Annotated in this window: 31 protein-coding genes and 3 pseudogenes; 17 read left to right on the top strand and 17 right to left on the bottom strand. The window is 68.8% G+C overall.

What is annotated here, in order from left to right; all coding sequences use genetic code 11:
- The first annotated feature begins 92 nt into the window (after positions 1-92).
- Entirely contained in the window at positions 93-638 is a 546-nt protein-coding gene (locus BN11_RS08565; RefSeq protein ID WP_048696617.1) for a dihydrofolate reductase family protein, read from the top strand.
- Between the two features lie 166 nt (positions 639-804).
- Here the strand turns inward: BN11_RS08565 and BN11_RS25855 are convergent, their stop codons facing one another.
- Complete coding sequence (locus BN11_RS25855; RefSeq protein WP_327152848.1) at positions 805-1,008, bottom strand: hypothetical protein; 204 nt, start codon at positions 1,006-1,008, stop codon at positions 805-807.
- On the opposite strand from BN11_RS25855, the gene BN11_RS25850 reads away from it, so the two are divergent.
- Positions 979-1,425, top strand: a complete 447-nt coding sequence (locus tag BN11_RS25850) for a VOC family protein (RefSeq protein WP_327152847.1) — start codon at positions 979-981, stop codon at positions 1,423-1,425. The two genes, BN11_RS25855 and BN11_RS25850, sit on opposite strands and share 30 nt — an antisense overlap.
- A gap of 53 nt (positions 1,426-1,478) precedes the next feature.
- On the opposite strand, the gene BN11_RS08555 is transcribed toward BN11_RS25850, so the two are convergent.
- Positions 1,479-2,387, bottom strand: coding sequence for a LysR family transcriptional regulator (locus BN11_RS08555; RefSeq protein ID WP_048696615.1), 909 nt, complete (start codon positions 2,385-2,387; stop codon positions 1,479-1,481).
- A gap of 259 nt (positions 2,388-2,646) precedes the next feature.
- On the opposite strand from BN11_RS08555, the gene BN11_RS08550 reads away from it, so the two are divergent.
- From BN11_RS08550 to BN11_RS08535, 4 genes are all read left to right on the top strand, one after another.
- Positions 2,647-3,765 carry a PrpF domain-containing protein gene (locus BN11_RS08550; protein ID WP_048696613.1) on the top strand — a complete coding sequence of 373 codons (1,119 nt, stop codon included), beginning with the start codon at positions 2,647-2,649 and terminating at the stop codon, positions 3,763-3,765.
- A gap of 102 nt (positions 3,766-3,867) precedes the next feature.
- The gene (locus BN11_RS08545; protein ID WP_048696609.1) at positions 3,868-4,926 is read left to right on the top strand and encodes a Bug family tripartite tricarboxylate transporter substrate binding protein; all 1,059 of its coding nucleotides are present in this window, start codon (positions 3,868-3,870) and stop codon (positions 4,924-4,926) included.
- Between the two features lie 9 nt (positions 4,927-4,935).
- The gene (locus tag BN11_RS08540; RefSeq protein WP_048696606.1) at positions 4,936-6,909 is read left to right on the top strand and encodes a tripartite tricarboxylate transporter permease; all 1,974 of its coding nucleotides are present in this window, start codon (positions 4,936-4,938) and stop codon (positions 6,907-6,909) included.
- 28 nt (positions 6,910-6,937) lie between these two features.
- Complete coding sequence (locus BN11_RS08535; RefSeq protein WP_048696602.1) at positions 6,938-7,321, top strand: universal stress protein; 384 nt, start codon at positions 6,938-6,940, stop codon at positions 7,319-7,321.
- A gap of 305 nt (positions 7,322-7,626) precedes the next feature.
- Here the strand turns inward: BN11_RS08535 and BN11_RS08530 are convergent, their stop codons facing one another.
- The 5 genes from BN11_RS08530 to BN11_RS08510 form a co-directional block, all read right to left on the bottom strand.
- Complete coding sequence (locus BN11_RS08530) at positions 7,627-8,346, bottom strand: type 1 glutamine amidotransferase domain-containing protein (protein ID WP_048696599.1); 720 nt, start codon at positions 8,344-8,346, stop codon at positions 7,627-7,629.
- 347 nt (positions 8,347-8,693) lie between these two features.
- Positions 8,694-9,341: a response regulator gene (locus tag BN11_RS08525; RefSeq protein ID WP_048696596.1), complete on the bottom strand. Its 648-nt coding sequence runs from the start codon at positions 9,339-9,341 to the stop codon at positions 8,694-8,696.
- Positions 9,338-10,477, bottom strand: coding sequence for a sensor histidine kinase (locus tag BN11_RS08520; protein WP_048696594.1), 1,140 nt, complete (start codon positions 10,475-10,477; stop codon positions 9,338-9,340). Before BN11_RS08520 ends, BN11_RS08525 begins: the two co-directional genes overlap by 4 nt.
- A 48-nt stretch (positions 10,478-10,525) precedes the next feature.
- Positions 10,526-11,020 (bottom strand): DUF6326 family protein, encoded by a 495-nt coding sequence (locus BN11_RS08515; RefSeq protein ID WP_235435418.1) that lies wholly within the window; start codon positions 11,018-11,020, stop codon positions 10,526-10,528.
- Positions 11,021-11,435: 415 nt separating this feature from the next.
- Positions 11,436-11,939 carry an ArsR/SmtB family transcription factor gene (locus BN11_RS08510; protein ID WP_048696588.1) on the bottom strand — a complete coding sequence of 168 codons (504 nt, stop codon included), beginning with the start codon at positions 11,937-11,939 and terminating at the stop codon, positions 11,436-11,438.
- A 65-nt stretch (positions 11,940-12,004) separates the two neighbouring features.
- Here BN11_RS08510 and BN11_RS08505 point away from each other — a divergent pair, with 65 nt between their 5' ends.
- A complete protein-coding gene (locus BN11_RS08505) occupies positions 12,005-12,892 on the top strand; it encodes a S41 family peptidase (protein ID WP_048696586.1) in 888 nt (295 codons plus the stop codon).
- A 9-nt stretch (positions 12,893-12,901) separates the two neighbouring features.
- Here BN11_RS08505 and BN11_RS08500 read toward each other — a convergent pair whose 3' ends face one another.
- On the bottom strand, positions 12,902-13,552 hold the full coding sequence (locus BN11_RS08500) for a glycoside hydrolase family 16 protein (protein ID WP_053084042.1): 651 nt from the start codon (positions 13,550-13,552) through the stop codon (positions 12,902-12,904).
- A 158-nt stretch (positions 13,553-13,710) separates the two neighbouring features.
- Between BN11_RS08500 and BN11_RS21795 the strand changes: the two genes are divergently transcribed.
- The 3 genes from BN11_RS21795 to BN11_RS26095 are packed head-to-tail and all read left to right on the top strand — an operon-like array spanning position 13,711 to position 15,342.
- Positions 13,711-14,646 (top strand): SRPBCC domain-containing protein, encoded by a 936-nt coding sequence (locus BN11_RS21795; RefSeq protein WP_083433625.1) that lies wholly within the window; start codon positions 13,711-13,713, stop codon positions 14,644-14,646.
- Positions 14,643-14,972, top strand: a complete 330-nt coding sequence (locus BN11_RS08490) for an ArsR/SmtB family transcription factor (RefSeq protein WP_048696583.1) — start codon at positions 14,643-14,645, stop codon at positions 14,970-14,972. Before BN11_RS21795 ends, BN11_RS08490 begins: the two co-directional genes overlap by 4 nt.
- Before the next feature lie 19 nt (positions 14,973-14,991).
- Positions 14,992-15,342, top strand: coding sequence for a maleylpyruvate isomerase N-terminal domain-containing protein (locus BN11_RS26095; RefSeq protein WP_157044358.1), 351 nt, complete (start codon positions 14,992-14,994; stop codon positions 15,340-15,342).
- Here BN11_RS26095 and BN11_RS26090 read toward each other — a convergent pair.
- Positions 15,330-15,866, bottom strand: a pseudogene (locus BN11_RS26090) (nucleotidyl transferase AbiEii/AbiGii toxin family protein); the annotation flags it as partial. The gene BN11_RS26095 and the pseudogene BN11_RS26090 overlap by 13 nt on opposite strands.
- Positions 15,863-16,030, bottom strand: coding sequence for a hypothetical protein (locus BN11_RS26085; RefSeq protein ID WP_407667979.1), 168 nt, complete (start codon positions 16,028-16,030; stop codon positions 15,863-15,865). The gene BN11_RS26085 and the pseudogene BN11_RS26090, both read right to left, overlap by 4 nt.
- 249 nt (positions 16,031-16,279) lie before the next feature.
- Between BN11_RS26085 and BN11_RS08480 the strand changes: the two genes are divergently transcribed.
- From BN11_RS08480 to BN11_RS25590, 4 genes are all read left to right on the top strand, one after another.
- On the top strand, positions 16,280-17,536 hold the full coding sequence (locus BN11_RS08480) for an esterase-like activity of phytase family protein (RefSeq protein WP_048696581.1): 1,257 nt from the start codon (positions 16,280-16,282) through the stop codon (positions 17,534-17,536).
- 80 nt (positions 17,537-17,616) lie between these two features.
- Positions 17,617-18,378, top strand: a complete 762-nt coding sequence (locus BN11_RS08475; protein WP_048696579.1) for a DinB family protein — start codon at positions 17,617-17,619, stop codon at positions 18,376-18,378.
- Positions 18,375-18,656 (top strand): Ada metal-binding domain-containing protein, encoded by a 282-nt coding sequence (locus tag BN11_RS08470; RefSeq protein WP_235435417.1) that lies wholly within the window; start codon positions 18,375-18,377, stop codon positions 18,654-18,656. The genes BN11_RS08475 and BN11_RS08470 overlap by 4 nt, the downstream gene beginning before the upstream one ends.
- A 229-nt stretch (positions 18,657-18,885) precedes the next feature.
- Positions 18,886-19,014 carry a hypothetical protein gene (locus BN11_RS25590; RefSeq protein WP_268807086.1) on the top strand — a complete coding sequence of 43 codons (129 nt, stop codon included), beginning with the start codon at positions 18,886-18,888 and terminating at the stop codon, positions 19,012-19,014.
- Between the two features lie 421 nt (positions 19,015-19,435).
- Here the strand turns inward: BN11_RS25590 and BN11_RS08465 are convergent, their stop codons facing one another.
- Entirely contained in the window at positions 19,436-19,867 is a 432-nt protein-coding gene (locus BN11_RS08465; RefSeq protein WP_048701086.1) for an Hsp20/alpha crystallin family protein, read from the bottom strand.
- Between the two features lie 158 nt (positions 19,868-20,025).
- Between BN11_RS08465 and BN11_RS08460 the strand changes: the two genes are divergently transcribed.
- Positions 20,026-20,310: a MerR family transcriptional regulator gene (locus BN11_RS08460; RefSeq protein ID WP_048696577.1), complete on the top strand. Its 285-nt coding sequence runs from the start codon at positions 20,026-20,028 to the stop codon at positions 20,308-20,310.
- 600 nt (positions 20,311-20,910) lie between these two features.
- Here the strand turns inward: BN11_RS08460 and BN11_RS25845 are convergent.
- Positions 20,911-21,075, bottom strand: a pseudogene (locus BN11_RS25845) (hypothetical protein); the annotation flags it as partial.
- Between BN11_RS25845 and BN11_RS08450 the strand changes: the two are divergent.
- Complete coding sequence (locus tag BN11_RS08450) at positions 21,028-21,240, top strand: type II toxin-antitoxin system VapB family antitoxin (RefSeq protein ID WP_048696571.1); 213 nt, start codon at positions 21,028-21,030, stop codon at positions 21,238-21,240. The pseudogene BN11_RS25845 and the gene BN11_RS08450 overlap by 48 nt on opposite strands.
- Positions 21,237-21,647 (top strand): type II toxin-antitoxin system VapC family toxin, encoded by a 411-nt coding sequence (vapC, locus tag BN11_RS08445; RefSeq protein ID WP_048696568.1) that lies wholly within the window; start codon positions 21,237-21,239, stop codon positions 21,645-21,647. The genes BN11_RS08450 and vapC overlap by 4 nt, the downstream gene beginning before the upstream one ends.
- Positions 21,648-21,816: 169 nt before the next feature.
- Here vapC and BN11_RS08440 read toward each other — a convergent pair.
- The 5 genes and pseudogenes from BN11_RS08440 to BN11_RS08420 form a co-directional block, all read right to left on the bottom strand.
- Positions 21,817-22,347, bottom strand: a pseudogene (locus BN11_RS08440) (IS256 family transposase); the annotation flags it as partial.
- 165 nt (positions 22,348-22,512) lie between these two features.
- A complete protein-coding gene (locus BN11_RS26080; protein ID WP_048696564.1) occupies positions 22,513-23,043 on the bottom strand; it encodes a cupin domain-containing protein in 531 nt (176 codons plus the stop codon).
- A 276-nt stretch (positions 23,044-23,319) separates the two neighbouring features.
- The gene (locus BN11_RS08430) at positions 23,320-23,964 is read right to left on the bottom strand and encodes an NAD(P)-dependent oxidoreductase (RefSeq protein WP_048696561.1); all 645 of its coding nucleotides are present in this window, start codon (positions 23,962-23,964) and stop codon (positions 23,320-23,322) included.
- 142 nt (positions 23,965-24,106) lie between these two features.
- Positions 24,107-25,456: an aspartate aminotransferase family protein gene (locus BN11_RS08425; protein ID WP_048696558.1), complete on the bottom strand. Its 1,350-nt coding sequence runs from the start codon at positions 25,454-25,456 to the stop codon at positions 24,107-24,109.
- A partial coding sequence (locus BN11_RS08420; RefSeq protein WP_048696555.1) for a M20/M25/M40 family metallo-hydrolase occupies positions 25,453-26,063 on the bottom strand: 611 nt, incomplete at its 5' end. The genes BN11_RS08425 and BN11_RS08420, both read right to left, overlap by 4 nt.

Genomic DNA, 26,063 nt, shown 5'->3' with positions numbered 1-26,063 from the left:
TAGCAAGAAAATGGCTCTTTACAGATTTTACTTGCTTAAATAGCGTGATCATGTCGCGCCTAGTGCGGCACCCATCAGACCAGGAGGAACGCATGCGTAAGGCCACCGCCCATCTGTTCAGCTCCGTTGACGGCATCGTGGAGCGGCCCGACACCTTCTTCCAGTTCGAGAGCATGGGACCGGAGGAGGAGGCCTTCATGGCCGAAAGCCTCGCGTCCTGCACCGACGTGATCCTCGGACGCAAGATCTACGAGGAGTGGGCGGGCTACTGGCCGGCCCAGACGGACGACCCGTTCGCCGCCTTCATCAACCCGGCGCCGAAGTATGTCGCGAGCCGGACGCTGACCGGCGATCTGGCGTGGGAGAACGCTTCCGTCATCGACGGCGACCTGCTCGAGTTCGTCCGAAGCCTGAAGGCCGGCGACGGGGGCGACATCAACGTCAACGGGATCACGGTCATCCGCGAGCTGCTCCTCGCCGATCTGCTCGACACCCTGACCCTGACAGTGCACCCCGCCGCAGCCGGCGGCGGCCGCACCCTCTTCGAAGGCATCGACGGTCCGCTGCTCCTGGAACTCGTGGACAGCAAAGTCACCCGCACCGGCAACGCCATCCTCACCTATCGCACCAAGGCCTGACAGCAGCGCCGGTCGCGGATCTGCTTGCCCGCACCCGGCGCGGCGGACACGATTCATCGCTATCGTCACCAGCCATGGACAGGCTGACGGGGGACCAGATCACCGAGGCCAGGCTGACCGACTGGACGAAGCGGCCCAGGGACTGCAGACCCGCTATCTGACCGACTCATTCGCCGCCGGCGTCCGCTTCGTCGCCGCCGTCGGCGAGGCGGGCGAGGCGGGCGAGGCGCTCGGCCACTACCCGCGCGTAGCGCTGGGCGCGGCATACGTCGACCTCAAGCTCAGCAGCCCCGACGCGATCTTCCGCGACGACGAGGGCACCGAGCACATCGTCGAGTGGGTGACCCAGCAGGATGTCGATCTCGCGCACCGCATCGCCGAGATCGCCGCCGCGCAGGGCCTGACCGCCGACCCCGGCGCGGCCTGCGTGGTCGAGCTGGGTCTCGACGCGAACGACTCCGCGACGATCGCCCCCGTATGGGCAGCGTTGCTCGCCGGCGAGGCCGAGGCCCAGGGGCGCGGGACGCCGAGCGACGAGGTGCGGGACGCCACGGGACGGGTGCCGAATCTGTGGTTCGGCGACGCCGACGGGGCGGAGGCGCGCCAGCGCTTCCATGTCGAGGTGTACCTGGCTGCCGACGTGGCCGCGCAGCGGATCGCTGCGGCACTCGCGGCGGGTGGGACCGTCGTCGACGACAGCGACGCGCCGGGGCTGACGGTGATCGCCGACCAGGAGGGCAACCGGGGCGTCGTCTGCGTCGCCGCCTCACCGGCGCCCGCGGGCTGACCCGGCCGCGACGAGCCGGGGCCCTGACGTCGGGGCTGTGTCCGACGTCGCTGTCAGACCTGTGGTGCGTAGTCACGCGCAACGTCGATGAGCACCTCGTGGAAGGCGATCTCGGCGGCGGCACGCACGCGGTCGTGCCGGTGGGCGGCAACGATGCGTCGAGGTGGCGCACTGTCGCCGAGGGGGATGATGCGCACGGCGGGGTGCTTGTTGGTCATCGCGGTGCGGGGGGCAAGCGCGATGCCGAAGCCAACGCTGACCATGGCCTGCGCTTCCTGATAATCGTTGGCCTCGAAAGAGATTCGCGGCTCGAAGCCAGCGGCCGCGGCACTGCGCTGCAGCACCTCGACGACCGGGTGCGCGGCGCGAATGATCCACTGCTCCTCGGCCAGGTCGGCCATCGACACCTGGCGCTTGCGAGCGAGCCGGTGATCGGCGGCGACGACGAGGACGGTGGGGTCCTCGAACAGGGTCGTCAGGGCGAACTGGGTGGGGTCGAGCCGTCGCCACTCGTAGTCCCACAGCAGCGACAGCCCGACGCTGCCTTCCTCGAGCATGGTGAGCAGAGCAGCCTCTCGTGCGCTGTGGATGTTAAGCCGGATGGAGGGGTAGAGCGCCCGGAAGCGTTGCACGGCAATCGGCACGAACGAACTGCCCACGGTGGCGAAGGTTCCGATGCTCAGCTGGCCCCGGCGCAGCCCGGCCATCTCCTGCAGATCCGACTCGGCGGCGGTCAGCTGCCGGATGACCTTGCGGGCATGGCCGGCAAGGACCTGGCCGGCCTCGGTCGGCTCCATGCCTCGCGCGTGCCGGATCAGCAGGGGCTGCCCGACCTCCCGCTCCAGGCGCCTTAGCTGCTGCGACACCGCCGATGGGGTGTAGTTCAGCCGCGCGGCCGCCGCGGTGACGGAGCCTCGCTCGATGACCTGCAAGAGGACGTGAAGGCGGCCGACGTCGAACACAGAAGCGATCTTCCTTGTAGAACTGCTTAACTTCCTTGAAGGAGATGAATTCTACCTTTAACGCGGGGACGGCTGAACGGGTTTCGGTGGCTCTGCACGCAGAGTATGCCGCTCTGCGACGCGGCGAATCGGACCACCGCTCCGCGCATTTGTAGCGCTGCTACATCATGATGTCCAAAGTCGCGCTGGTGCTTTATCCCGCTGCCCGGGATCCTCACTGTCACGGATGGTTCCGAATACATCGGAGAGAGGAGGACGGATGAGAGGGATCCCAGCGACATGGATGCGCGGCGGGACGAGCAAATGCTGGGTCTTCCGCGCGCAGGACCTTGAGGTGCCCGAGATGACGGTCGACGAGGTGCTCCTGCGTCTCTACGGCAGCCCCGACCATCGCCAGGTCGACGGAGTCGGCGGTGCGACGTCCACGACCAGCAAGGCGGTCATCGTGGCCCCGTCGGCTCGCGACGGCATCGACGTCGACTACACCTTCGCCCAGGTCGGTATCGAGCAGGCCAAGGTCGACTGGGGCAGCAACTGTGGGAACTGTTCCGCGGTCGTCGCCGCCTATGCGGTGCGCGCCGGCTGGGTGAGCGCCCAAGATCCGACGACCTCCGTCCGGGTCCTGAACACCAATACCGACCAGGTCATCGTCCAGGAGCTCCCCACGCCTGGAGGGATCCTGACCGAGGAGCCGACCACCGAGATCCCCGGAGTGCCGTTCCCTGGTGCGCCGGTCCGGATGGGCTTCGTCGAACCCGCCGGCCGAACGACCGGACGGCTCTTCCCGTCCGGCAATCACGTCGATGAGCTACCCGATGGCGACAACGCGGTGATCGCGGCGACACTGATCGACGCCGGAGCCCCGGTCGTCGCTGTCCGCGCCGCCGACCTGGGCCTGACGGGTGACGAATCACCCGACCAGCTCGACGCGCTGCCGGGCATGCTGCCCCGGCTCGACCGCATCCGGCGAGCAGCGGCCGTCGCCATGGGCCTGGTGAAGACACCCGAGGAGGCCGCGCGCGCCATACCGAAACTGGCGATCGTCAGCTCCCCAGCCGCAAGCGGAACCGACCTTCGGGTTCTCATGCTGTCGATGGGCAAGGCTCACCCCGCCGTCCCCATCACCGGCAGCGTCGGACTCACGCTCGCGGCAAGCCGGCCCGGCACCCTCGTCGCCGAGGTGGTCGACGCCGGCGGACGCCCCCGCTCGCCCTTCGCCGGCCTGGGCCTGGACACGGCCGCCGGGGTGGTCTCGACGTTCGTGACCGAAACCGACGGCCAGCAGGTCGTCGGGGCGACACGCACCTACCGACGCCTCGCCGAAGGCGTCCTCTTCCTGCCCGATCCCACCCGCACAGACACTGGAGACGAATCATGACCGAGGAAGTGACAATCATCCCGGCATCCCATACCGATCCCCCACCTCCGAACCGGCGGACCGCCCTGGCCATCATCGGCGGCTTCGCGGCGCTGGGCCTCGGTGCCTCCTTGCTGGCCGGCGGGCTGCTCAACCCCGCCCGCCTCGACCACGGACGGCGACTACGCCGGCGAAACCGTCGAGTTCCTCATACCGCTCGCCGAGGGCGGCGGCACCGACACCTGGGCCCGGTTCATCGGCACCGAACTGACGCGCACGGTTCCGGGGCAGCCCGGCTTCGCGCCCGTCAACGAGGCCGGGGGTGAGGGCATCACCGGCACGAACCGCTTCGTGGTCTCCGCCCGCGCCGACGGCACCGAAGTGCTGGTGAGCACCGCGACGACGGTTGTTCCCTGGCTGTTGAAGAAGCCCGCCGTTCGCTACGACTTCACCAAGCTCACCCCCATCCTCGCCAACGGCACCGGCGCCGTCGTCTATGCACGGTCCGCCGCGGGCGTGGCGGGGTTGAAGGATCTCGTCGACCGGCAGACGCCGCTGAAGTTCGGCGGCATCACCGCGACCGGGCTGGACCTGACCACCTTGCTCGCGTTCGACCTTCTGGAGATGGACGTCGACGCCGTCTTCGGGTTCGAAGGTCGCGGCCCGGTCAACCTGGCCTTGCAGCGCGGTGAGATCGACATTGATTACACGACCACGTCCACCTATGCATCCGCCCTGAAGCCTCTCGTCGACGAGAAGTCGGCGGTCGCCCTGTTCTCGCTCGGTCAGGTCGACGCGCAGGGCGAAATCGTCCGGGACCCCAACTTCAAGGACCTGCCGACAGTCGTCGAGGCGTACGAAGAGCTCCACGGCTCGAAGCCCAGCGGCCCGAAGCTCGAGGCGTACAAGACCGTCCTCGGAGTCACGTACACCTACCAGAAGGCGCTCTGGGTGCCACCGGACACCCCGAAGGAAGCGTCCGAAACCCTGCGCACGTCCGCCGAGAAGCTCGGCAAGGACGAAGCGTTCCAGACCGCGGCGAAGAAGGTTCTCGGTGGCTATCCGCTCGATGCCAGCGCCGATCTAGTCGGCCGGATCACCAAGGCCTACGAGGTCGACTCCACAGTGCGCCAGCACATCGTCGAACTCCTTAAAAACTCCTACAACATCAACGTCGAGTGAGGTTCTGACATGTTCGATGCTGCACTGTCCGCGCTCTCGTCCCTGGCGGATCCCTCGCTGCTCATCATGCTCGCGATCGGCGTCTTCGCCGGTCTCGTCATGGGGCTCATCCCCGGACTCGGTGGCACCGGAGCGGTCGCCATCCTCATGCCGATCACCTTCGGTATGCAGCCGGAGCAAGCGTTCGCGCTGCTCATCGGGGCCCTGGCCGTCGTGCATACCTCCGACACCGTCTCTGCTGTCCTCCTCGGGGCGCCAGGCTCCGCCTCGGCAAGCGTGACGATGCTCGACGGCTATGCCATGGCACGGAAAGGCCAGGCCAAACGGGCCCTGTCGCTCGCCTTCCTGTCATCGATGGCGGGCGGCCTGATCGGGGCCCTCGGCCTGACCCTCGCGATTCCCCTGGCGCGCCCTCTCGTCCTGTCCTTCGCGAGCCCCGAGTTGTTCATGCTCACGGTGCTCGGTGTCTCGCTCGCGGCGGTGCTCTCGCGCGGGAATATCGTCAAGGGCCTCCTCGCCGGGTTCCTCGGCCTGCTGCTCGGCCAGGTGGGAACGTCACCGACGACGGCCGAGGAGCGCTTCACCTTCGGCAGCCTCTTCCTCGGTGACGGGCTGTCCCTCGTGGCCGTCGCCCTGGGCATCTTCGGCCTCGCCGAGATCGCCTCGCGCGTCGGGCAGCGGACCGTCGACAAGGACATGGTCGGGCTGGGCGGTGGCTGGATGTCCGGCATCAAGGAGTGGCTGACCCACTGGAGCCAGGTCATCCGCGGAGCCCTCATCGGCATCTGGGCGGGCGTGCTCCCCGGCGTCGGCGCCACCGCCGGCACCTGGCTCGCCTACGGCCAGGCCGTCGCGACAGCCAAGGACAAGCGCAACTTCGGCAAGGGCGACCCCCGCGGGATCGTCGGCCCGGAGAGTTCCAACAACTCCGTCGAAGCCGGCGACCTCATCCCGACGCTGCTGTTCGGCATACCCGGCGGTGTGCCCTCCGCGATGCTCCTCGGCATGCTGCTGACCTACGGAATCCAGCCTGGTCCGGCCATCGTCACCGAACACCTCAACCTGATGTACCTCATCGTGTGGTGCTTCGCCATCGCCAGCATCTTGGGCGCCTTCTTGTGCTTCCTCGCCACGCCCAGTTTGGCCAAGCTGACCAAGGTCCCCTTTGCCGTGCTCGGCGCCGGCCTGCTCGTCATCATGCTGCTCGGCGCCTTCCAGGAGGGCGGGCAGATCGGCGACCTGTGGATCATGATCATCCTCGGCGCCGTCGGCTGGCTGATGAAGGCGACGGACACCCCGCGCGCCCCGTTCCTAATCGGCTTCGTGCTCGCTATCCCGATGGAGCGGTACTACTACCTGACCGACAGCCTGTACGACGGTCTGGGCTGGCTGACCCGACCGGGCGTGCTCGTCTTCCTCGCGGTACTGATCGCCCCGGCCCTCTTGGCGCTGGTCAAGCGCACCCGCAAGAGCGCCCCGGACCTCGGCCACCGAGGCGAGGACGACCTCTCGCACGGTGAGGAAGACGAAGCGGAGGACGGGCAGCTGAAGGATTCGATCTGGTCGCTCGGGCTCGCTCTCGGCGTCACGCTCATCTTCGGGACGGCGTTGGCGGTGAGCCAGTCGTTCTCGGCAGAAGCCCAGCTCATGCCCCGGCTGGTCAGCATCGGCGGCCTCATCACCGGTCTGATCCTGCTCTGGAAGGAGTTGCGGGCGAGGCGTTCCATCGGGGACGGCCCAGGATGGACCCATGACGTCACGATCGCCATGCGAATGTTCGCGGCCATGGCGCTGTTCCTGGTGCTCGTGATGCTCGGCGGCTACCTGCTCGCGGTCGCGCTGTTCGTGCCGGCCTTCCTGCTCTTCGTGGCTCGGGCGACGCCACGCACGACCATCATCTACACGCTGGTGCTCTGTGCCGTCCTGCTGACCCTGCCCTCGATCCTGCCGGTCGACCTGCCGACCGGCCTCCTGCAAAGCTGAATCCGAAGCTGACTGAAAGGACAAAACCATGACGATCGTCGTGGCCTACGCAGACACCCCACCAGGGCGCGCGGCCCTCAACCTCGCCGCGCAGGAAGCCCTGCACCGCAAGACGTCCCTGATCGCGGTCCCCGCCGTATCCGGGACCAGCCTCACGGAGTCGGAGTTGACGGACCGGCTCGGTGCGGCCGGTGCGGAGATCGTCGCCGCCGGAGGGACCGTGAGCGTCGGGAGTTCCGACCTGCACGACCCCGCGGATGCGGTCATCCAAGTCGCCCAGCAGGTGGACGCCACGCTCATCTGCCTCGGGCTGCGACACCGATCCCCTGTCGGCAAGCTCCTCCTCGGCAGCACGGCACAGCGCATCCTGCTCGACGCCACCTGCCCCGTGTTGTCCGTCAAGGCCGACTGAGCAACTCGTCGGCAATTGCCCCGAATGCCGCCCGGCGACGTCCGCCGGGCGGCATTCCGCATGCCTGGTCCGGGCCGGGCGCGTGGGCACCGTCGGTCAGCTTCGGCAGCGCGCAGGCGGTCCGGATGCACCCGGCCGACGCGTGCACACCAGCTACCAGTAGTCGGGCCGGCGGATCCGCGCGACCCTGTGACCTGCGGGTATGCGGTGCGGCCCGGTTGCCGAGGCGAGCACTCGTAGCTGGTGTATACCGCCGCGGATTGACCTCGTCCTCCCGGTATGCGGGCTCGCCGCGGCACCTCGAACTACTGCGCCTTCTTCAGCAGCTTGACGACCTGCTTGGCGACGCCCTCGGCGCTCGCCGGGTTCTGTCCGGTCACGAGATTGCCGTCGGTGACGACCTTGGATGCCATGGGGCGCAAGGCTTTTGTGTATGACGCGCCTTCAGCCTTGAGTCGCTCGTCGAGTCGGAAGGGGACGACCTTGTTGCGGCCGGCGAGTTTCTCTTCGGGCCAGCTGAAGCCGGTGACCTTGCGTCCGTCGAGGAACGGCTTTCCGTCCGCACGCGTGGCGCCGAGGAAGCCGGCGGGGCCGTGGCAGACCGCGCTGATGATCCGGCCCTGCCCGTCGAGGCGGCGCAGGATCCCGGCCAGGTCGGCGTTGCCGGGGAAGTCGAACATCGTCCCGTGCCCGCCGGTGAGATAGATCGCGTCGAAGTCCTCACGCGCGACGTCGCGCAGCCTCGTGGTGTCGCTGAGCAGGTCCATGAAGGCCCGGTCCTCGTAGCGCTCGTCGGTGTCGCCCATCTTGACCACCAGCGACCCGAGGCTTTCGGGATCGATCGGCACGCGCCCGCCGGCGGTCGAGGCGATGACGACCTCGTGGCCGGCTTCGGTGACGACGTCGTAGAAGTGCGTGAGCTCACCGAGCCACAGGCCCGTGCGGTAGCCCGCGTCGCGGTACTCGTCCGTGCTCGTGACGACGATAAGGATGCGCTTGGCGGGCTCAGGCGAACGCTTGGCCATGGGTGTCAACTCCCTCGGTGCGAATACGGAAACTTCTTGAGGTTAGGTGAGGTTGTGCCCCTAACGGGCCCAGAGCATCCGGAGTCTTCACCCTGTCGTCGGCAATCGGGACCGTCAGGCCGGCGCGCAGCCAGATCACCGACCTGGCCGAGGTGGTCGCCGGGCGTGTGCGCCCGCCGGGCACGGGGCGTCGCGTCTATTGCGCGGTCGGCCTCGCCGGCACCGAGGTGCACCTGCTCGGGCGCCTTTGCCGAGAAGGTCAGCCGGGCATCGGGCCACTGACCAGTGTCGATACCGGTGTATGCCGCTCGCCGCTCTCGAGGCCGGGCACGCTCGTCCAGTCGGAGTCAGACGCGCTTGGTCTGGTAGGCCCACATCGCGATCTCGACCCGGTTGCGGACAGCGAGTTTGGCCATCAACGCGGCGACGTGGGTCTTGACCGTGCTCAAGCTGATGAAGAGCTCGGCGGCGATCTCGGCGTTGGTGCGGCCACGGGCGACCAGCACAAGCACCTCCTCCTCGCGCTCGGTAAGCGGGTCGATCGGCCGGACCGGGACGGCCGATGCCCGGTCGGCGAAGGTCGCCAGCAGCCGACGCGTGACATTGGGGGCGATCAGCGCATCGCCCTTGGCCGCGGCGTGGATGGCCTGGGTGAGCAGGTCCGGGCCGGCGTCTTTGAGCAGGAATCCGCGAGCCCCGGCCCGCAGGGCCCCCAGGACGTACTCGTCGAGATCGAAGGTCGTGATCACCACCACCGCCATCGGGTCGGTCGCGTCGGGCCCGGCCAGGCGCCGCGTCACCTCCACGCCATCGAGCCCGGGCATCTGGATGTCCACGAGGAGGACATCGGGACGCAGCCGGGTCGTCACGTCGAGTGCCCCGGGCCCGTCGGCGGCTTCGCCCACGACCTCGATGCCGGGTTGGGAACCCAGGATCATCACGAGCCCGGTGCGGACCAGGTCCTGGTCGTCGGCCACCACGACGCGGATGGTCACGCCGGACCCCTCACCGGGAGCACGGCTTCGACGACCCAGCCCCCGTCGGGCCCCGGCCCGGCAGAGAGGGTGCCACCGAGGAGTTGGGCGCGTTCGGCCATGCCGGTCAGGCCGAATCCCGAAACGGCGCCCGGAGACGAGTGGGCCTGTCCGTCGTCGGCGACGCGCAATCTGACACCCTCCCCGGCACGGCATACGGCGATCTCGACGCGGGTCGCGCCCGACGCATGGCGGATGGCGTTGGTCAGGGCCTCCTGCGCGAGCCGGTAGATCGCGGCATCCACGGGTCGCGACAGGCGCGTCAGGGAGCCGGCCAGCGAGACCTCGACCGTCGGGGTCGCGTCAGTTCGCGCGAGCGCGGGCAGGTCCGCGATGCCCGTATGCGGTATGGCCGCCGCCCAGGTGTCCTCACGCAGCACGCGCACCATGTCCCGCATCTCCGCGAGAGTGCGCGATGCCTCGGACTCGATGGCCGCGAGGATGCCGGCCGCCTGCTTGGGCTGCGCGGCGGCCACCACGCCGCCGGCCTGCGCCTGCACGGCGATGGCCGAGACATGATGGGCCACGATGTCGTGCAGCTCGCGGGCCAGCGCCAGGCGCTCCTGGTTGCGGATCTCGCGTTCCTGGCGCTGCCAGAGGTCGGCGCGATAGCGGAACACGGCCGCGAGGGCGGCGATCAGCATCAGCAGGAGGATCCCGCCGGTGATGTCGCCCAGGCCGGCTGCAGCGACGTACAGGGACAAGGCGACGACGACCACCACGAACGCCAGGCCCAAGGCGATCTCGCGACCTGAGCCCCACCGCACGAGGGAGTAGAGCAGGATCAGGACGGCCATCATCGACGAGGGGCCAAGATCTGCGCTCGCCGTGGCCCACTGCAGGACCGACAGCAGCCCGGCGACGCCGAAGCCGATCAGGCAGGCCGTCAGCGGGCGACTGCGCCGCCAGAGCAGGGCGGGCACCACTGCCAGGGCGAGCACGGTGACGAGCGACTGCCAGCCCGGCCCCGGACGGATGAGGCCCTCGACGAGCACGGCGATGGCGAAGGCGGCGGCGAGTAGCCGGTCGACACGACCCGCGGGCGGAGCGTCGGCCGGCCGCGGCTCCCGCCAGATGGACCGCCATACCGCAATCACTGGATCAGCGTAGGGATCGGCACTTCTCGGCGCACCCGAACGCCAGATTCAATCCCCTGCCATGGCACGCCTGTCGACGAGCCCGCCCGCCTTGGCACCGACCACCGACGCCGAGGCCGTGCGCGGCCAGGCCCAGGCGGAGCGCATGACGAACGCGAGGATGAGCACTTCGAGCACGATGCCGAGGCCGTAGAAGACGTACCAGGACTCGCCGGCCAGGTTGAAGACCGAATAGGGGATGTACAGCCCTGCCACGATCAGGTTCAGGACACGGGTCGCTTTGGCGGGCAGTGTCGCCGAGAGCAGGATCATCATGATCGGGATCGCCATGCTCGCGAGCGCACTGGCCGCGAAGGTCTGGCTGATGTCGAACTCCCACACGACGCCGTCGAGGATGTCGTCGACGACGCCGGGCTTGTACAGGTGGAGGTAGTCGACGTAGATGTAGAGGAACATGAAGCTGGTCCAGGCTGCGGCGAGCTTGGTCCGGACCGGGACCTGTTGGTCCATGAGCGTGGTCCGTTGCGCTCCTTGGGTTTTCACGGGTGGCAACTCCTTTGGCTGGATCGGAATGTGTGGTAGCACCACCCTGGCTGTCGTCCGTTGCGAGCCGCATCGGCCTGCGGGCGCGGATCGGCCTGTCCGAAAGAATGATTCGTGCGCCCTGCTTCCGGGCGAGCCGGACCAACGACGGCTTCGATCACCGGGACCTACTGAAGCTCGGCGCCCGCCAGACCGACAAGGCATGATGTGCCCATCGCGATCTTGACCCCCGCCCGCTGAATCCACCGGGACGGCCGAACCGCTTGGGATAGTCCCTGCGCTGCGACGGCACGACGCGGAACGCGGAGTTGGAGGCAGGAGGACTTCCACTGACGAGCATGGCGCGAACGGAACCCGGCGCGACAGCACTTGGCGACCAGGCGCGCCGCGATGAGTCACCCGAGCCCGCGGCCCCTCAGGAACCAGGTAAGGCGGTTTCCTCGCCAGCTGATGATTCGGCCCGGTACAGGCCCAGCAGCACCCCATACCGCTGCTCCCCCTCTCCGGCCTCGGCGATGTCCTGCGCGAGCGATTCGATCGTCTCTCGCAGCTGGGCGACCTGGGCGGCAGTTAGCCGTACATGGCGATGGATGACCAGCGGGTCCGGGTCGTGCGTGACGATCTCCTCGGCCACCGCGGCGAACGAGGCGGCGGTCGCATCGCCGACCGGGTAGCGGATGCGCTCGGCGGCCCGGCGGTAGTAGATCTCGGTGCCGCCGCGCACCTGGCGGGTGCGGTCCACGGTGACGAGGCCGGCGTCGGCCAGGACCTTCAGGTGGTGGGCCACGCTGCCCTTGTTGGCGCCAAGCGCCGCAGCCAACTGACTGATCGTTGCCGGCTCCTGACCGATCGCGAACAGCAGCCGGTGGCGCATCGGGTGGGCGAGCGCCTTGTGTTGGCCTGGACCGTCGATCGTCATCTCTTCCACAAAGAGAGAGTCAACTTATCTTGACACTTAAGTCAAGCGTCTGATTCTCTTAACACATGATCGACCCAATCCCGATCGTCGGCCGGGTGCGCGCCCGCCTGACCGACCATTACGTCTTCCCCGAGGTGGCAGCCGAGATCGCGGACCGGCTCGCGGCCCGAGCCGCGGACTACCCGACCGATCTCCCCGCGCTGGCCGCCGCCGTCACCGCCGACCTGCAGTCGGTCAACGGCGACCAGCACCTGCGGCTCGTCCACCACGTCGAACCCCTGGCCGAGCGCACGGAGGGCGACGACGCGGTCGAGTGGGCCGAGATGGCTACGTGGGCGGCCACCACGGGCGGTGGGGTCGCCTCGGTGCAGCACGTGCCCGGCAACATCGGCGTCATCGAGATCGCACCGCTGCTCTTTCCCGTGGCCCTGTGCGGCGAGGCGATCACCGCGGCGATGACGCTGGTCGCCGACTCGTCCGCGCTGATCCTCGACCTGCGCGGCTGCCTTGGCGGCGACCCCTACATGGTCGCGTTCGTCGCCAGCTACCTGTGGGACCGTGAGCCGGTCGAGCTGTCCGGCATACGATCTCGCGACCGCCAGGTCCAGGCGTGGACATCGTCGTATGTGCCAGGCCGCCGCTTCGGCAAGGAACGACCGGTGTACGTGCTCACCAGTGCGGCGACGTTCTCCGGCGGTGAGGCGCTGGCCTACGACCTGAAGTCGATCGGCCGGGCCACGCTCGTCGGGGAGCGCACCCGCGGCGGCGCCAATCCGCGAGTCTCCTTCCGCGTCCACCCGCACCTGGAGGCGATGATCCCCACCGGCACGTCGCAGCACCCGGTCACCGGTGGCAACTGGGAAGGCGTCGGCGTCGCCCCGGACGTCCCCACCGGCGCCGACGACGCCCTGGACACCGCCCACCAGCTGGCACTCGCCTCGATCGCCGCCTGACCATCCCCATCAGGCTCCCGGCCCGGGTGGAGCATGGCGGGCCGGATCCGTGCGCGCCCGGGGTGAAGGTGATTCGTCGATCTCGAGCCAAGGTTCGTGCCCGGCCGTGGCTCCGGACTCGCGGTCCGGGAAGTCGAAGACGCCGGTGAAGATCTGAAGCGGGTATGCCGGTGCCTGCCGGGAGGTGCGCATCGGAGCGCCGTCGATGTCCCAGGCGCAGGCGTCGGCGGCGATGGTGACCGCATACCGGTGCCACCGCGCCGGATCGAATGGTATCGAATCAACCGAAAACTCCTCTCGCAGTGCGGGATCGCGGAACGGATGGATGCCCGCCCCCACGGCGGCGGAGGGGTTCGGACCGCTCGTAACCGTGACGCCGAAGATCTCGAAGACGCACACCTCTCTGCAGCGCTGCGGCTGGTCTTCGAAGCCGGTCAGCCACACCGAGACCATCGACCGCTCGCTCACCTGCGCCCGCGCAGTGACCGTCAGCCGGCCGGGACCGAGCAGCCAGCCCCGGAAGGGTGGCTGCTCCTCCTGCACGGTGAGGTCGTCGCCGAAAGGCTGCTGCCCGACGGTCGAGCCGACCGGACCGGCATACAGGCCAGGAGGCGATGGTTGAGGTCCGCAGCGGTGGCTGGTGCCGGTCGCCCACACCACAACCCCTGGCTGATCGGAATGGTCAGCCGCAGAACGGAATCGCACCTCGCCGCGACTCGACGTTCGCGCAACGAATCGGTTGCAGATCGACGGATCGTGGTCTAGGTTAAGCGCAACCTTTCAGTTGCAGTTCGCCCTTCCTGAGTAGGAGACGTCCCATGGACACCGGTAGCACGCTCGACGAGACCGCCCACACGGTGACCCGAACAGTGCGGGTCGCCGCATCCCGCGACCTCGTCTTCGAAGTCCTCACCCAGCCATCGCAGATCGCCCAGTGGTTCGGGCAACGTGCCGACTTCCCCGATGGCGTCCACGCCGGGGCGCACGGCACCTTCGGATGGGTCGACCACGGAGACTTCCCCGTCCGCATCGACAGGTATGACGCGCCCACGGCCTTCGCCTTCACCTGGGGGACGCCCGGCGAGCCCATCCGGGAGGACAACTCCACGACGGCGACCTTCACCCTTGAAAAGGACGGCGAGAAGACACAGCTGACCGTGGTCGAGAGCGGCTTCGACACCCTCGGCGCGGCGGCCGGGCGGCGGGCCGCGATGGAGGACAACGCGCGGGGCTGGACCGGGGAGCTGGACGAGCTGGTCGCCCACGTGGACGGGCTGGAACGGGGCACCGGGCTCGCACCGATCGCCGACGTCGAGAGCGGACGGATCACCCGGTCGGTGCTGGTACGAGCGCCGCAGCAGACCACCTGGGACGTGCTCACCGACCCGGTGGCCATCGAGCAGTGGTGGGGCCACCCGGCCCGCTTCCCCGGCGGCCTGCGCGAGGGCGCGGAGGGCACCTTCGAGTGGACCGGTCACGGCCTGATGCCCATGCGGGTGGAGCGCCTCGACGCCCCGGCGGTGCTCGAACTGCTGTGGGGCGAACTCGGCGAGGAGACGCCGGGCGATGACGCCTCGCTCGTGCAGTTCCGCCTCTCCCCCGTGGGGCCCGACCGCACGCTGGTCACCGTCGTCGAGCACGGCTTCACCCACCTCGACGACGCCGGGCGCCGGGCCGCGATGGAGGAGAACGTCACCGGCTGGACCAACGTCCTCAACGCTCTCGTCACGTATGCAGAGCGGGCCGACGCGTGACCGCCGTCGCCTCCCCGGTAGCGCTGTGCGGCGCGCTCGCGGACGACACCCGCTGGGAGATCCTGCGCCGACTGGGTGAGCAGCCACTGTCGGCGTCCGAGCTGGCGCAGCGACTGCCGGTCACGCGCCAGGCGATTGCGCGCCACCTTGGGGTGCTCCACGAGGTCGGCCTGGTCGAGCCGGCCAAGGAGGGCCGGCAACTGCGCTACCGCGCGCTCGGCCAGCCGCTGACCCAGCTGGCCCGGGACCTCGAAAACATCGGGCAAGCCTGGGAACAGCGGCTCGACCGGCTGCGCGCTATCGCCGAGGAGCGCGCCCACCCCTGAGCGAGGCGCTGTTTCGGGCATGGACAGTGACACGAACTGGCGTCATGTCGACACTCAGCGCGCGCTGGCGGCCGACCTGCTCGAGGGCCTGAGCAAGCAGCAGTGGGCCCAGCCCTCGTTGTGCACCGAATGGAGCGTGCGGGATGTCGCGACGCACCTGACGTTCGCGCAGGTGCGGCTGCGCGAGGCCCTGATCCCGGCCCTGCGCGCGGATCTTCGCGATGATCTCGTTGTGCGAGAGCGGACTTCGCCGGGCCATGTCTCGGACGAGGGCATTGCTGCGCAAGCCCGGCGGCGGGCCCGGTCAGGGCCTGCTGAGGTAGGTCCGTGCCACGCCGGCAGATCTCGACCCCGGTCGAAGCCGCGCTGACCGATCAAGCCGGCCAGGCGGCCTAGCTCCGCCTCGTCCCCGGCCGACAACGTCGGCCGCAGCGCGCGCAAGTCCATGGCATCCTGCGGCCGCTTCTCGTCGTCGCGTGAAAGCAGCTTGAGCACGACGAGGTGCGCAGCGCGCGCCACCGGCACGACCAAACCCGCCATGAGCTCCAGCGGCTCGGCCGCCTCGACGGTTTCGGCCTCGATGCCTGAGGAGGCGAAGAGGAGATCCACGAGCACACCGCCATCGACCGGTGAGACCAGGCGCAGAGTCGAGAGCCGGCGAGCGAGCTCGTGCTCGATGAGCGCGGACACCGCATAACCCAGGCGAGTCATCGCGAGGGCCAGGCGCTCCGCTTCCTCGGCGTCAGCCACCAGCACGCAGACATCGACATCGCGAGTGAACCGCGCGTCCGCTCGGGCGGACACCGCGAACCCGCCGATCAGCGCCCAACGTGCGTGCACCGCAGCGAGATCCTGGGCGAGGCGCTCGAGAGACGCCGCCACCGCGTTGGTCATGGCGCGGCGCCACCCAGGGTCCGCGTCGAGGGTGGGCCGGGATGGTCGCCATATGGGGCGCCCGGGCGCTCCTGACGCCAGCGCATTACTGAAGTCTCGATGGCCGCGTCGTCGAAATCCGGGTGCTCGCGACGCAGTCGTGCGCGCGCCATCTGCTCGCCCACCTCAGATGCTCCAACGCCGCGAGCAGGCGCTCCCGAGGCGTGCTGCCAGACATGGGCTCGAATCTAGCCGGGGAAGGCAACTTCTAGGTGACATGCTCGCTCGACATCACGAGGATGACTCGAGCGGCCTTGTCGGGCGGGACGGGCACCCCGACTCTTCCGCCGGCAGTCACGCGAGGTTTGCCCGCGGCGGATCAGATCGGCGTTGGCTGGTCGGGAACCTGCCCTCCACCGCCAAGGAGCACTCCCATGACCCCACGCACGACGATGGCAGCGGCCGTCTGTGGCCTCTCCCTCGCCGCCATCGCGATGTCGGCCCCCAGCGCGAGCGCCGCGCGCCCGATCCCCGACCCGGCGCCGGCGACGCTGGTCGGACGTTCGATCCTGCCCGCCGAAACCTATGTGCCCGGCAGCGAGACCTCCGGCCACTGGACCACCGGCAATGCGCAGATCCCCGCGCCCTATCCGGGCCAGCCGGTCCAGGGCTTCTCCGGCACGCACCGCAACCCCGACGGCAGCTATCTCGTGATGGCCGACAACGGCTACGGCGTGCAGGTCAACAGCCAGGACTTCAATCTGGCCGTCCACCTCATCCGCCCCGACACGGCGACGGGCTCCACGACCTTCGTCAAGCAGGTCTTCAACCTCAGCGATCCGAATCACTATGTCCCGTGGACGATTTGGCGCGACGGCGGCTGTGCGGCGGCCACGAGCCTCCCGGCGGGCTACAGCTGTCCGGCACCGGACCGCATACTCACCGGGTGGGACTTCGATCTGGAGTCGATGCAGATCGTTCCCGACGGCACCTTCTGGATCGGGGAGGAGTTCGGGCCGTATCTGTTGCACGCCGACGCGCAGGGCCGGCTGCTCCAGGCGCCGATCCCGACGCCGGGCGTGACCTCGCCGTCCAACCCGACGCTCACGGCGGGTCAGGTCCCGAACCTGCCGAACTCCAAGGGCTTCGAGGGGATGGCGATCTCTCCGGACGGCCGCACGCTTTATCCGATGCTCGAGGGCGTGGTCGCTGAGGACAAGGCCGCCGGCCTGGCCAGTGATCTGCGGGTCTTCACCGTGACGCTGCGCGGGAAGGGCGCCGAGCAATTCGCCGACGGCTTCGTCCGCTACCGCATGATCGCCGTCAACAAGCACCAGTTCCTCGTCATCGAACGCGACGGCGGTCAGGGCGCAACGGCGGCGTTCAAGCGGATCTACCTCGTCGACATGCGCGGCGTCGCGGACGGCGGCTACCTGCGCAAGGCACTCCTGGTGGACCGCATGGGGGTGCCGGACCCCGCCAACGTCGGCGGCTTCGGGGCGACGTTCACCTTCCCCTTCGTGACCATCGAGGACGTCGAGCTCATCGACAAGCAGACCATCGCCGTGATGAACGACAACAACTTCCCGGCGATGGGCGGACGCGGCCCGGACGTCGTCGACCAGAACGAGTACATCGAGATCCGCCTCGGGACGCCCCTGCAGGTCGATCACCGCCTGCTCGCGCACTGAGTGGTCGGGCTGGGTCCGTTCCGGCGCACGGCTCTGCCCGACCGCGACCCTCGTCCGACCCGCGTGGGAGCCTGGGTGTCATGAGCGAAGAACCCCGCGAAAGCCTCACGGGGCGCACCTTTCACGGACGAAGCCTGCGCGGGTCGCGCTTCGTCGATTGCGACCTGACCGATGTCGTCGTGCGCGGCAGTGAGCTTGTCGGCCTCGAGCTGGACTCCGCGTGCCTGTTCGAGGGTGGACAGCTGCTCGTCAACGGCGTCGACGTGGTGCCGCTGGTCGATGCCGAACTCAATGCCCGCTTCCCCGGTCGGGAGCTGCGCGGCGCCGCCGACCCCGTCGGTATGCGGACCGCGTGGGCGGCCGTCGAAGCCGCGTGGGCCGCGGTGGTCCAGCGGGCGACGGCGTTGCCGTCCGGGTCGGTCGAGGTGTCGGTGGCCGGAGAGTGGTCCTTCGCCCAGACCTTGCGGCATCTGGTCACCGCGACCGACTGCTGGCTCGGCAAGGCCGTCCTCGAGCGCGAGCAGCCCTTCGACCCGATCGGGCTGCCCAACGACGACGGAGAAGGCAGCGCTGCCTTCCAGCATGCCGAATTCACCACGAGCACAACGGATTTCGCGGACGTCCTGCGGGTTCGGGCGCACCGGCAGGGGATGGTTCGTGACTTCCTCGCGGAGGTCACCGAGGCGAATCTCGCCGAGCAGCGCCGCAATCCGCACGCCCCCGCCCACGAGGAGACCGTGCTCTCGTGTCTGCACACGATCCTCGAGGAGGAGTGGGAGCACCTTCGGTATGCGGTGCGGGACCTAGACGCGCTCGCCGCACCCGATTCCGGACGCGGGTGATCCGCACGCCTCGACTCCCACCCGACCCGGCCGAGCCCTACGTCTTGCTCGGCGCCGATGGCCTCCCCTATCGCTCATCCCACCCGGGCGAGCTGGGCGGGCATCGCCGCTCGCGCATCTACGGCCGCCTGGACTGCCCGAGCGCGCTGCGGGCTATCGCCCGCGGTGGGTATGTCGCGCACCGGGTCTTCTTCGCCGACGGGGCCACCGCGGTCGCCGCAGGCTACCGGCCGTGCGCGCGGTGCCTGCCCGCGGCATACCGTGCGAGAATGCCATGACCTACGAGCGTTCCTAGTCAGCGGTCAGTGACGGCACGCTTTCGTCACGGCCCTTGCTCGGCAACGCGTCGCCGCGCGATTCCCTCCAGGATCACATCCTGGCCATACTCGGAGTCGGCGTCGTCGCAGCTAACGAGGGGGCCCGCCCTCCGCACGGTGGCCCATTTTGCCGCCGCCGTGGGCTGCGCCGATGTGCTTGCCGGTGTCCGCCCCGGCACGGTGCGCTGGCATGGGCGCCGAGGTCTTCCGGACCCTCGAGGTGGCCTTGTATGCCGTCGCGTTCGTCTGGTTGGACGCCTTGCTGATCACGGCGCGTGCGGGTGCGGGCTGGATAGCAGTCGGAGCTCCGGTCGTGTAACCAGAGCCCCGACGTGTTGATGTTCGGAGACACGCCCTCGTCCTGTGTGAGAGCGCACGGCGCAAGCTGCGCCGCGCTGTGAGCCTCGATCGACATCGCTATGGAGTGTTTCAGGCGTCCCCTGAGGCGAGCGTTGGGGGAGAACGTTGTCTCGGCCGGTCATAAGCATCGCGCTGCCCGGCTCGAGTTGCACTGTGGCCGGCACTTGTGCTGGGTCGGCGCGGCCGATCAGGCCGACCATGCCAGAGAGAGGCGAGACGACCGTCGTGACGGTTCGGTGGCACAGGTCGCTCCGCGTCGGCGATGATGGCGGCGAACTCCCCAGCCAGGAGATCTGAGTCGCTACAGATAAGGACCCAGAACTGGTAGTCGATTTCGTCTATGACTTCGCCGTCGGACAGCATCGCAGTTGCCTCCCCAGTCAGGCCGTGATCGCCTGCTGTTTTCCTTCTGTGGTGGCGACGGAGATCTTTCGCGGCTTGGCCTTCTCGGCGACCGGGATCCGCAGCGTCAGCACCCCCGAGTCGTAGCTGGCACTGATGTTCTCGGTGTCGAGGTTGTCGCCGAGGACAAGTTGGCGGCTGTAGACCCCCCGCGGGCGTTCGGCTGCCAGCAGTTCTGCCTGGTTCTCCCGCGGAGGCCGTTCGGCCTTGACCGTCACGACGTTGCGTTCGACGTCGAGATCGATCGATTCCGGCCTCACCCCGGGAAGATCGAACTCCACCTGGAAATTATCGCCGTCACGCCAGGCGTCCATCGGCATCAGCGAGGGGCGCGCGAGGGTGCCGGTCGTGCCGAGAGCCTGCTGAGTCAGGCGCTCGAGTTCGCGGAACGGGTCGGTGCGCATCAGCATCGTCTCCACCTCCATACTCCTGTTCTGTGGGTGATGTAATCCCATCCACCGATCGTCTGTCTCACAGATCTGTGGCGAGATCTATAGATTTTTTGTAGCACTGATAGCATGGGTTGCGCAAGTGGGAAGTGGATGCTCACCCGAGAAGGGAGGCGCTCGTGGTCCAGAGCCCCGACCCGGAACGTGCGCGTGGCGTTTTTGGGATAACGGTCGCCGCCGAACTGGTGGGGACCGGTGTGCAGAACCTCCGCGCGTACGAGGCACGTGGACTAGTGGAACCGGTTCGGACCGAGGGTGGGACGCGTCGGTACAGTGCCGAGGACGTGGACCGCCTGCGCCGAATCACCGCTCTTCTGGACGCAGGCCTTAACCTCGCCGGCATCGCGATGGTCATGGACCTGCAAGACGAGAACGACCGCCTGCGGCGCGCTGGCCCTGGATGAACGAACGCGGCGCCGCCGTCTGGGGGGTGTGTCAATCCGCTACGACGCGGCCAGCCCAGGCCGCACCGCGACACGGACCGGGCCATGGGATGAACCCCCAAGGTCGAGTCCATGACCTCGAGCTTGACGACTTCCATCGCCTCGACCATGGCGGTCGAGGCGACGTGCGTCACGCCGTCCGCCTGGGTGTCGAGGGCGACGACATCGACGATCCGCACGATCTCGACGTCGTCCGGGACGAGCTCGTTGCGGTGCGGACATCCTGCAGGCGGCCACGGTAGCGCCGCACGTCAACCAGCTGCTGGTGCATGCCGGCAACACCCCGACGGACCTGCGTTAGTACCAATTGGCTCCGCCGCGTTTCGGTACGGAGCCGGTTCAGGTGCGACTGACCAGCAGGTAACGCTCGTCGTCGATCTCCTTACTCCAATAAACGGCCTCAGGCAGTGGACGGATCACCGCAGAACTCCGCACCGTGCGCACTATGCGCTCGGCGTCGGTCGCCGTGAGCCCTGCCCCGGTTGCCCAACTGCCCTCGACCAGGACAAGGACTCCGTGAGGTGCGAGCAGATGCACCCACGCACGCATCGCTGCTTCAGGGTCGGGCAACGCCCACAGGACGTGGCGACGCAGCACGACGTCATACGGGTCGCCTGGACGACCCAGGTGCAGGCGCCGAGCCTGGGCGGTCGGTGAGTTGGCGTGTATAGTACGTGTATGGCTCGGACCCGCACAAACATCGAGATCGAGAACGACTACGTCGATGTGATCGTCGAGCGCTTCGGGGTGCGGACCAAGACCGAGGCCGTCGACCTGGCCCTGCGGCACCTCGCCGGTGACCCGATGAGCCGCGAGGAGGCGCTCGCCATGCGCGGCGCTCACGCTATCGCCGACCTGCCCTCGGACGAGCCGCCCGCCGACGTCGCATGATCCTCGTCGACAGCTCGGTCTGGGTGGAATTCGACCGAGCCACGGGCAGCGCCGTCGACCTGGCCGTGACCGAGCTCATCGCGACCGGTGGCCCGGTGGCCGTCACCGAGCCCATCGTCATGGAGGTCTGTGCGGGAGCGCGCAGCCGGACCCGCGAGGCCGACCTGCGCCGGCTTCTCAATCGCTTCCACCTGGCCCGCTTCGACGCCGCCGTCGACTTCAACGGCGCTGTGACGATCTACCGCACGTGCCGTCGGGTCGGCATCACGCCACGGGGGCTCATCGACTGCATGATCGCTGCGGTGGCCCTGCGCGGATCCCATCAGTTGCTGGCCCAGGACCGGGACCTGGCCATGGTGGCCCGGGTCATGGGCCTTCCACTGCACCCGGGCTCTACGGCGAGCTGACGTCCGTACGGTGTGAGGCCGCCGACGAGGTCCTAGCGATCCGGGATCCCTTGCCCCGCAACGACGGCTCGGCCAGCACATCCGTCGAGAACTCAACCCACTGCATACCCTCCTGTCCTCCACAATGGCCCGATGACCGTGAGTGACCCGCCGGCCCGCCCTCAGGACCCCCGTTCTCGCGGACCTTCATCACCAGCGCGTCCGCCGCGATAAACGTGTCCGGGCCTTGGTCGAGCGGTCGGGTGCCGAACGCGGCGACCTGCTCATCCAGGTCCCGGGCCATCTCCGAGACCTGGGACTTGGACAGGCCGGTGATCCCCGGAGTGCGGACCAGCTTGTCCATCCGGCGCGTGGACACCCCGAGCAGGTAGCAGGTCGCGACCACGGTGGTCAGTGCCCGCTCGGTGCGTCGGTGCCGCTCCAGCAGCCACTCCGGGAAAAGGCTCCCTTCGCGCAGTTTCGGGACGGCGACATCGAGGGTACCGACGCGGGTGTCCAGGTCCCGCTGCCGGTACCTGTTACGGCGGTTGACCCGCTCGGGGTCCCGGGCGCCGTACTCGGCGCCACACACGGCGTCGGCCTGCGCCGACAACAGGGCGTTGACGAACGTGGTCAGCAGCTCGCGCATCAGGTCAGGGCTGGCCTGGGCCAGCTCGTCGCGGAGGAACTGGGCAGGGTCGATACTGGGGGCGGCGGTCACCGTGGTGCTCCTTCTTCGAGGCGGTTGTGAGAGATCACTCGAAGAATCACCCGGTGACCGCCGCCCACATCGGCAGCGACACGCTCACCGGCTGTTAAACACCACTCTGTCGGACTCAACTGTCGGCAGCGCCGTCAGGTGGCTATGTCAAGCGACCACGCCGCGCTAGCGCCTAGGCAACATAGGGCGCGATTTGTGCAAAGTAGGCGGCACCTCGACATGCGTCCACCGCCTGCGGCACGGCGCCGATGTTGACCCGATTTGGGCGTTCGTTTCGTGCGGTGAGCGGCGGGCCGACGACGCGACGCAGGTCGGCGCCGGGGACGGCCGCGAGACGTTGTGGGTCGGGAAGATGGCCAGCCGGACCTGAGGTGAGGTAGTCACGCTGACCGCGGAAGAAGTCCTCGATACCGCTGGGGTCACGACGGTGATGAAACGGCGCGGTTCCTGGCTCAGGTTCGCCACGGCATGGGGCACTCGCCTGGGAAACCACAAGATCCCGCCCGAGGTCAAGGCTCCCCGGTCGTCGCCTACCTGGTAGTCGAGTTCGACTTCGATCACGATGACCACTTCGCCCTCGGACTCGTGTATGCGCAGGGGAGTGCCACCGGAATGGACGACTCCGGACAAGACGATGACCAGCCCGAGGGACTCCTCGCCCGTCACCTTCAGCCACAGCGTGCTCCCGACACCCATGCCTAGCTCCTCCAGCGAGTCACTGGACGTGAGGACGTACCCGGGTGTGAAGGTCCTGATCCAGGATGCCTGCCCGCCGCCGCTGAGCGCTGGGGACTCGCGCTGAGATGGACGGCCGTGCTCGCGGACCCGCGGCTTTCCTCCGGGTGCTGGCCGCCCGGGCGCAGGCGGCGAATCCCGCGGCCTTCGCCCGGGGTCGTAGCTTCGCCCGCGGCGCGCAGTGCTGCGGAGTAGGAGGTCGTGCACGCCGCGGGTAGCGGGCACCTGAGCGAGTGGTCAGTAAGCGATGCTGATGTGCTCTCGGTGATGACGCGGGTTCTCGATCTCGTCGACGATGGCGAGAGCGAAGTCGGCACCGGAGATGTTCGAGTTCCCGTCGGCGTCGAACAAGGCGATCTCGTCGCCCACCCGGTAGGCACCGGTGCGCTCCCCCGGGGCAAACGAACCGTAGCCACCAGCGGGGCTGATGAAGAGCCAGTCGAGTTCCTCGGGCGCCTGCTCCGCGAGCATCACCCGGGTTGCCTCACCCTCCAGGGCCTCGGCCCGGTACTGCTCCGGGATCTCACCCTCGACGACCCGCGGCAGGCCCGGCCCGGGTCGCAGCGAGCTGAAGCCGCCGATCTGCAGGTAGCGCGCACCGGATTGGGCCGATAGGCGGGCCAGCTCGCCGTACACCTCGACGAGACGGCCGGCCATGTCACCGCGCGGGGAGAGCGCGGCGACGACGACATCGGCGCCCGGCACGACGCGGGCCGCGACCTCGGAGACGCTGCCGACCTCGTAGCGCACGCCATCCACGGGTTCCTGGGGCTCGGACCGGCTGACGGAGATAACGTGGTGACCCCGCGCGGCCGCCTCCCGTACAACACTGCCGCCGGTGTACCCGGTTCCGCCGAACACAACGATGGTGGCCACGAGCATGCTCCTGTACGGGTGAATCAGTCGGACTGACTCGTGAACCCCCGCTCAGGCTCAGATATTCCAGCATCCAAGAGCGAACCGCGCGGGTCTGTCCGACGCCTTGGGTTGGGAAGCCACCCGCTTCATGGCGAGGGGGCGTTGGTCACCATCCGCTGTAGGGGGCGATGTCGTCGTCGGTGACGTGTCCGAGTGCGGCCCAGTCGATGGCTTCGGTGAGTAGGTGGGTGGCGGTGGTCACTTCGTCGTGGGTGATGGTTAATGGTGGGGTGATCTCGATGACGTTGCCGCGGACGGGGTAGGCGATGATGCCGAGGTGCCAGCCGGCGAGGACGGCCTTGGCGGCCAGGACCGGGTCCGGTGTCTTGGTGCCGGGTTCGACGAGCTCGACACCGATGGCCAGGCCCCTTCCTCGGATGTCGCCGATGTGGGCGGCGCCTGGTCGGTCGGAGGCTGCGTAGTGACGCAACGCCTCGGTCAGTTGGGCGCCTCGGTCCTGAGCGGCGTGGGCCAGGGCTCCGTCGCGGAGGATGTCGAGGACGGCGAGTCCTGCTGCGCAGGAGACGGGGTTGCCGATGGTGGTCATGAGGGCTGAGGCGGCGGGGGTGTCGAGCGCGGAGGCGGGGCCGATAGCGGCCGAGAGGGGCAGTCCTCCGCCGAGGGCCTTGCCGAGGGTGACGATGTCGGGGACGACGTCCTCGATGTGGTGTGCCATGAGGTGCCCGGTGCGGGACAGTCCGACCTTGACCTCGTCGACAACCAGCAGGGCGGCGTATTTGCGGGTGAGGACGCGCAGCCTGGTCAGGAAGCCGGCGGGCGGGACGATGACCCCGCCGTCGGACTGGATGGGCTCGACGATGACCGCTGCGACGTCGCCGTCTGCGAGGTGCCGTTGCACCAGAGCCATCGTGTCGGCCAGCAGCGTGTCGGGGTCGATCCACGGCCGGTAGGGGTCCGGGTAGGGCACGAGCGTCAGGTCGGGCTCGGGACTGGCTCCGGCGTCGATGTGGACGCCGGAGATGGCCATGGAGGTGCCGAGACCGCCGTGGTAGCCGTGCTCGAAGGCGATGATGCGACGCCGTCCGGTGGCGTTGCGGGCGGCGCGGAGGGCGACGTCGTTGGCGTCGGTGCCGGCGTGGCCGAGGTAGACCCCCCGCCGGTGCCGTCCGGTGGTCGGGACGAGGTCGAGCAGCTCCTCGGCGAGGCGGACGGCGTGCGGGTGGGTGCCGGAGAGCAGGGAGGCGCCGGGGGGTGCGGCCATGGCGGCGGTGACGGCCTCGACGATGCGGGGGTGCCCGTGACCGAGGCCGGAGGCGGTCCAGCTGGCGCTGAGGTCGAGCACCTGCCGTCCGCTCGGGGTGATCAGGTATGTCCCGTGTCCGGTGGCGGCGACCTGGGGGAAGAAGCGGAGCTTCTCGACGCCGGCGATGGTGCGGGTGTCGCGGTCGTACCAGTCGGTGTCGGGGGTGGCTGTCGCGGTGGGGTCAGCGGTCATGTCAGGCCCAGGTGGATGATCTCGGCTCCGGCGAGGTAGGCGGCGACGAGGGCGGTGGCGACGTCGAGGATGGCGTCGTCGTCGGGCAGGAACCGCGGATGGTGCAGTTCGGGGGCCTCGTCATGGCCTGCGACGGTGACGCCGACGAACGACATGACAGCAGGGACCACCTCGCCGAAGAAGGAGAAGTCGTCGGCGCCCAGGGACCGCATCGGTTCGGTGACGTCGATCCCGCTGCGCACCAGCCAGTCGTCCATCCGCTCCACCAGGGCGGGGTGGTTGTACAGGACGGGCTCGCCCGCGGTGATCGTCACCGCCGAGGTCAGGCCGAAGGCCTCGGCCTGGCTGGAGGCCAGGAGTCGCACCTGGTCCTGGACGTCGCTGCGGTCCTGGGCGTCGGTGGTGCGCATGGTGGCGAGGATGCGGGCCTGGTCGGGCAGGACGTTGGCGCTGGGCTGGCCGGACTGGACGTGGCCGACCGAGACGGTGGCCGGGCGCATCGGCGAGACGGTGCGACGGACGAGCTCGGGCAGGGCCAGGACGATGTGGGCGGCGGCGGCGATCGGGTCGGCCGCGCGGTGTGGGTAGGCGCCGTGTCCGCCGCGGG

It is taken from the genome of Nostocoides australiense Ben110, assembly GCF_001050535.1.
GTDB classification, from domain to species: domain Bacteria; phylum Actinomycetota; class Actinomycetes; order Actinomycetales; family Dermatophilaceae; genus Nostocoides_A; species Nostocoides_A australiense.
The sequence above is the reverse complement of the archived record's forward strand: the minus strand, read 5'-3'. Positions and strand labels throughout refer to the sequence as shown.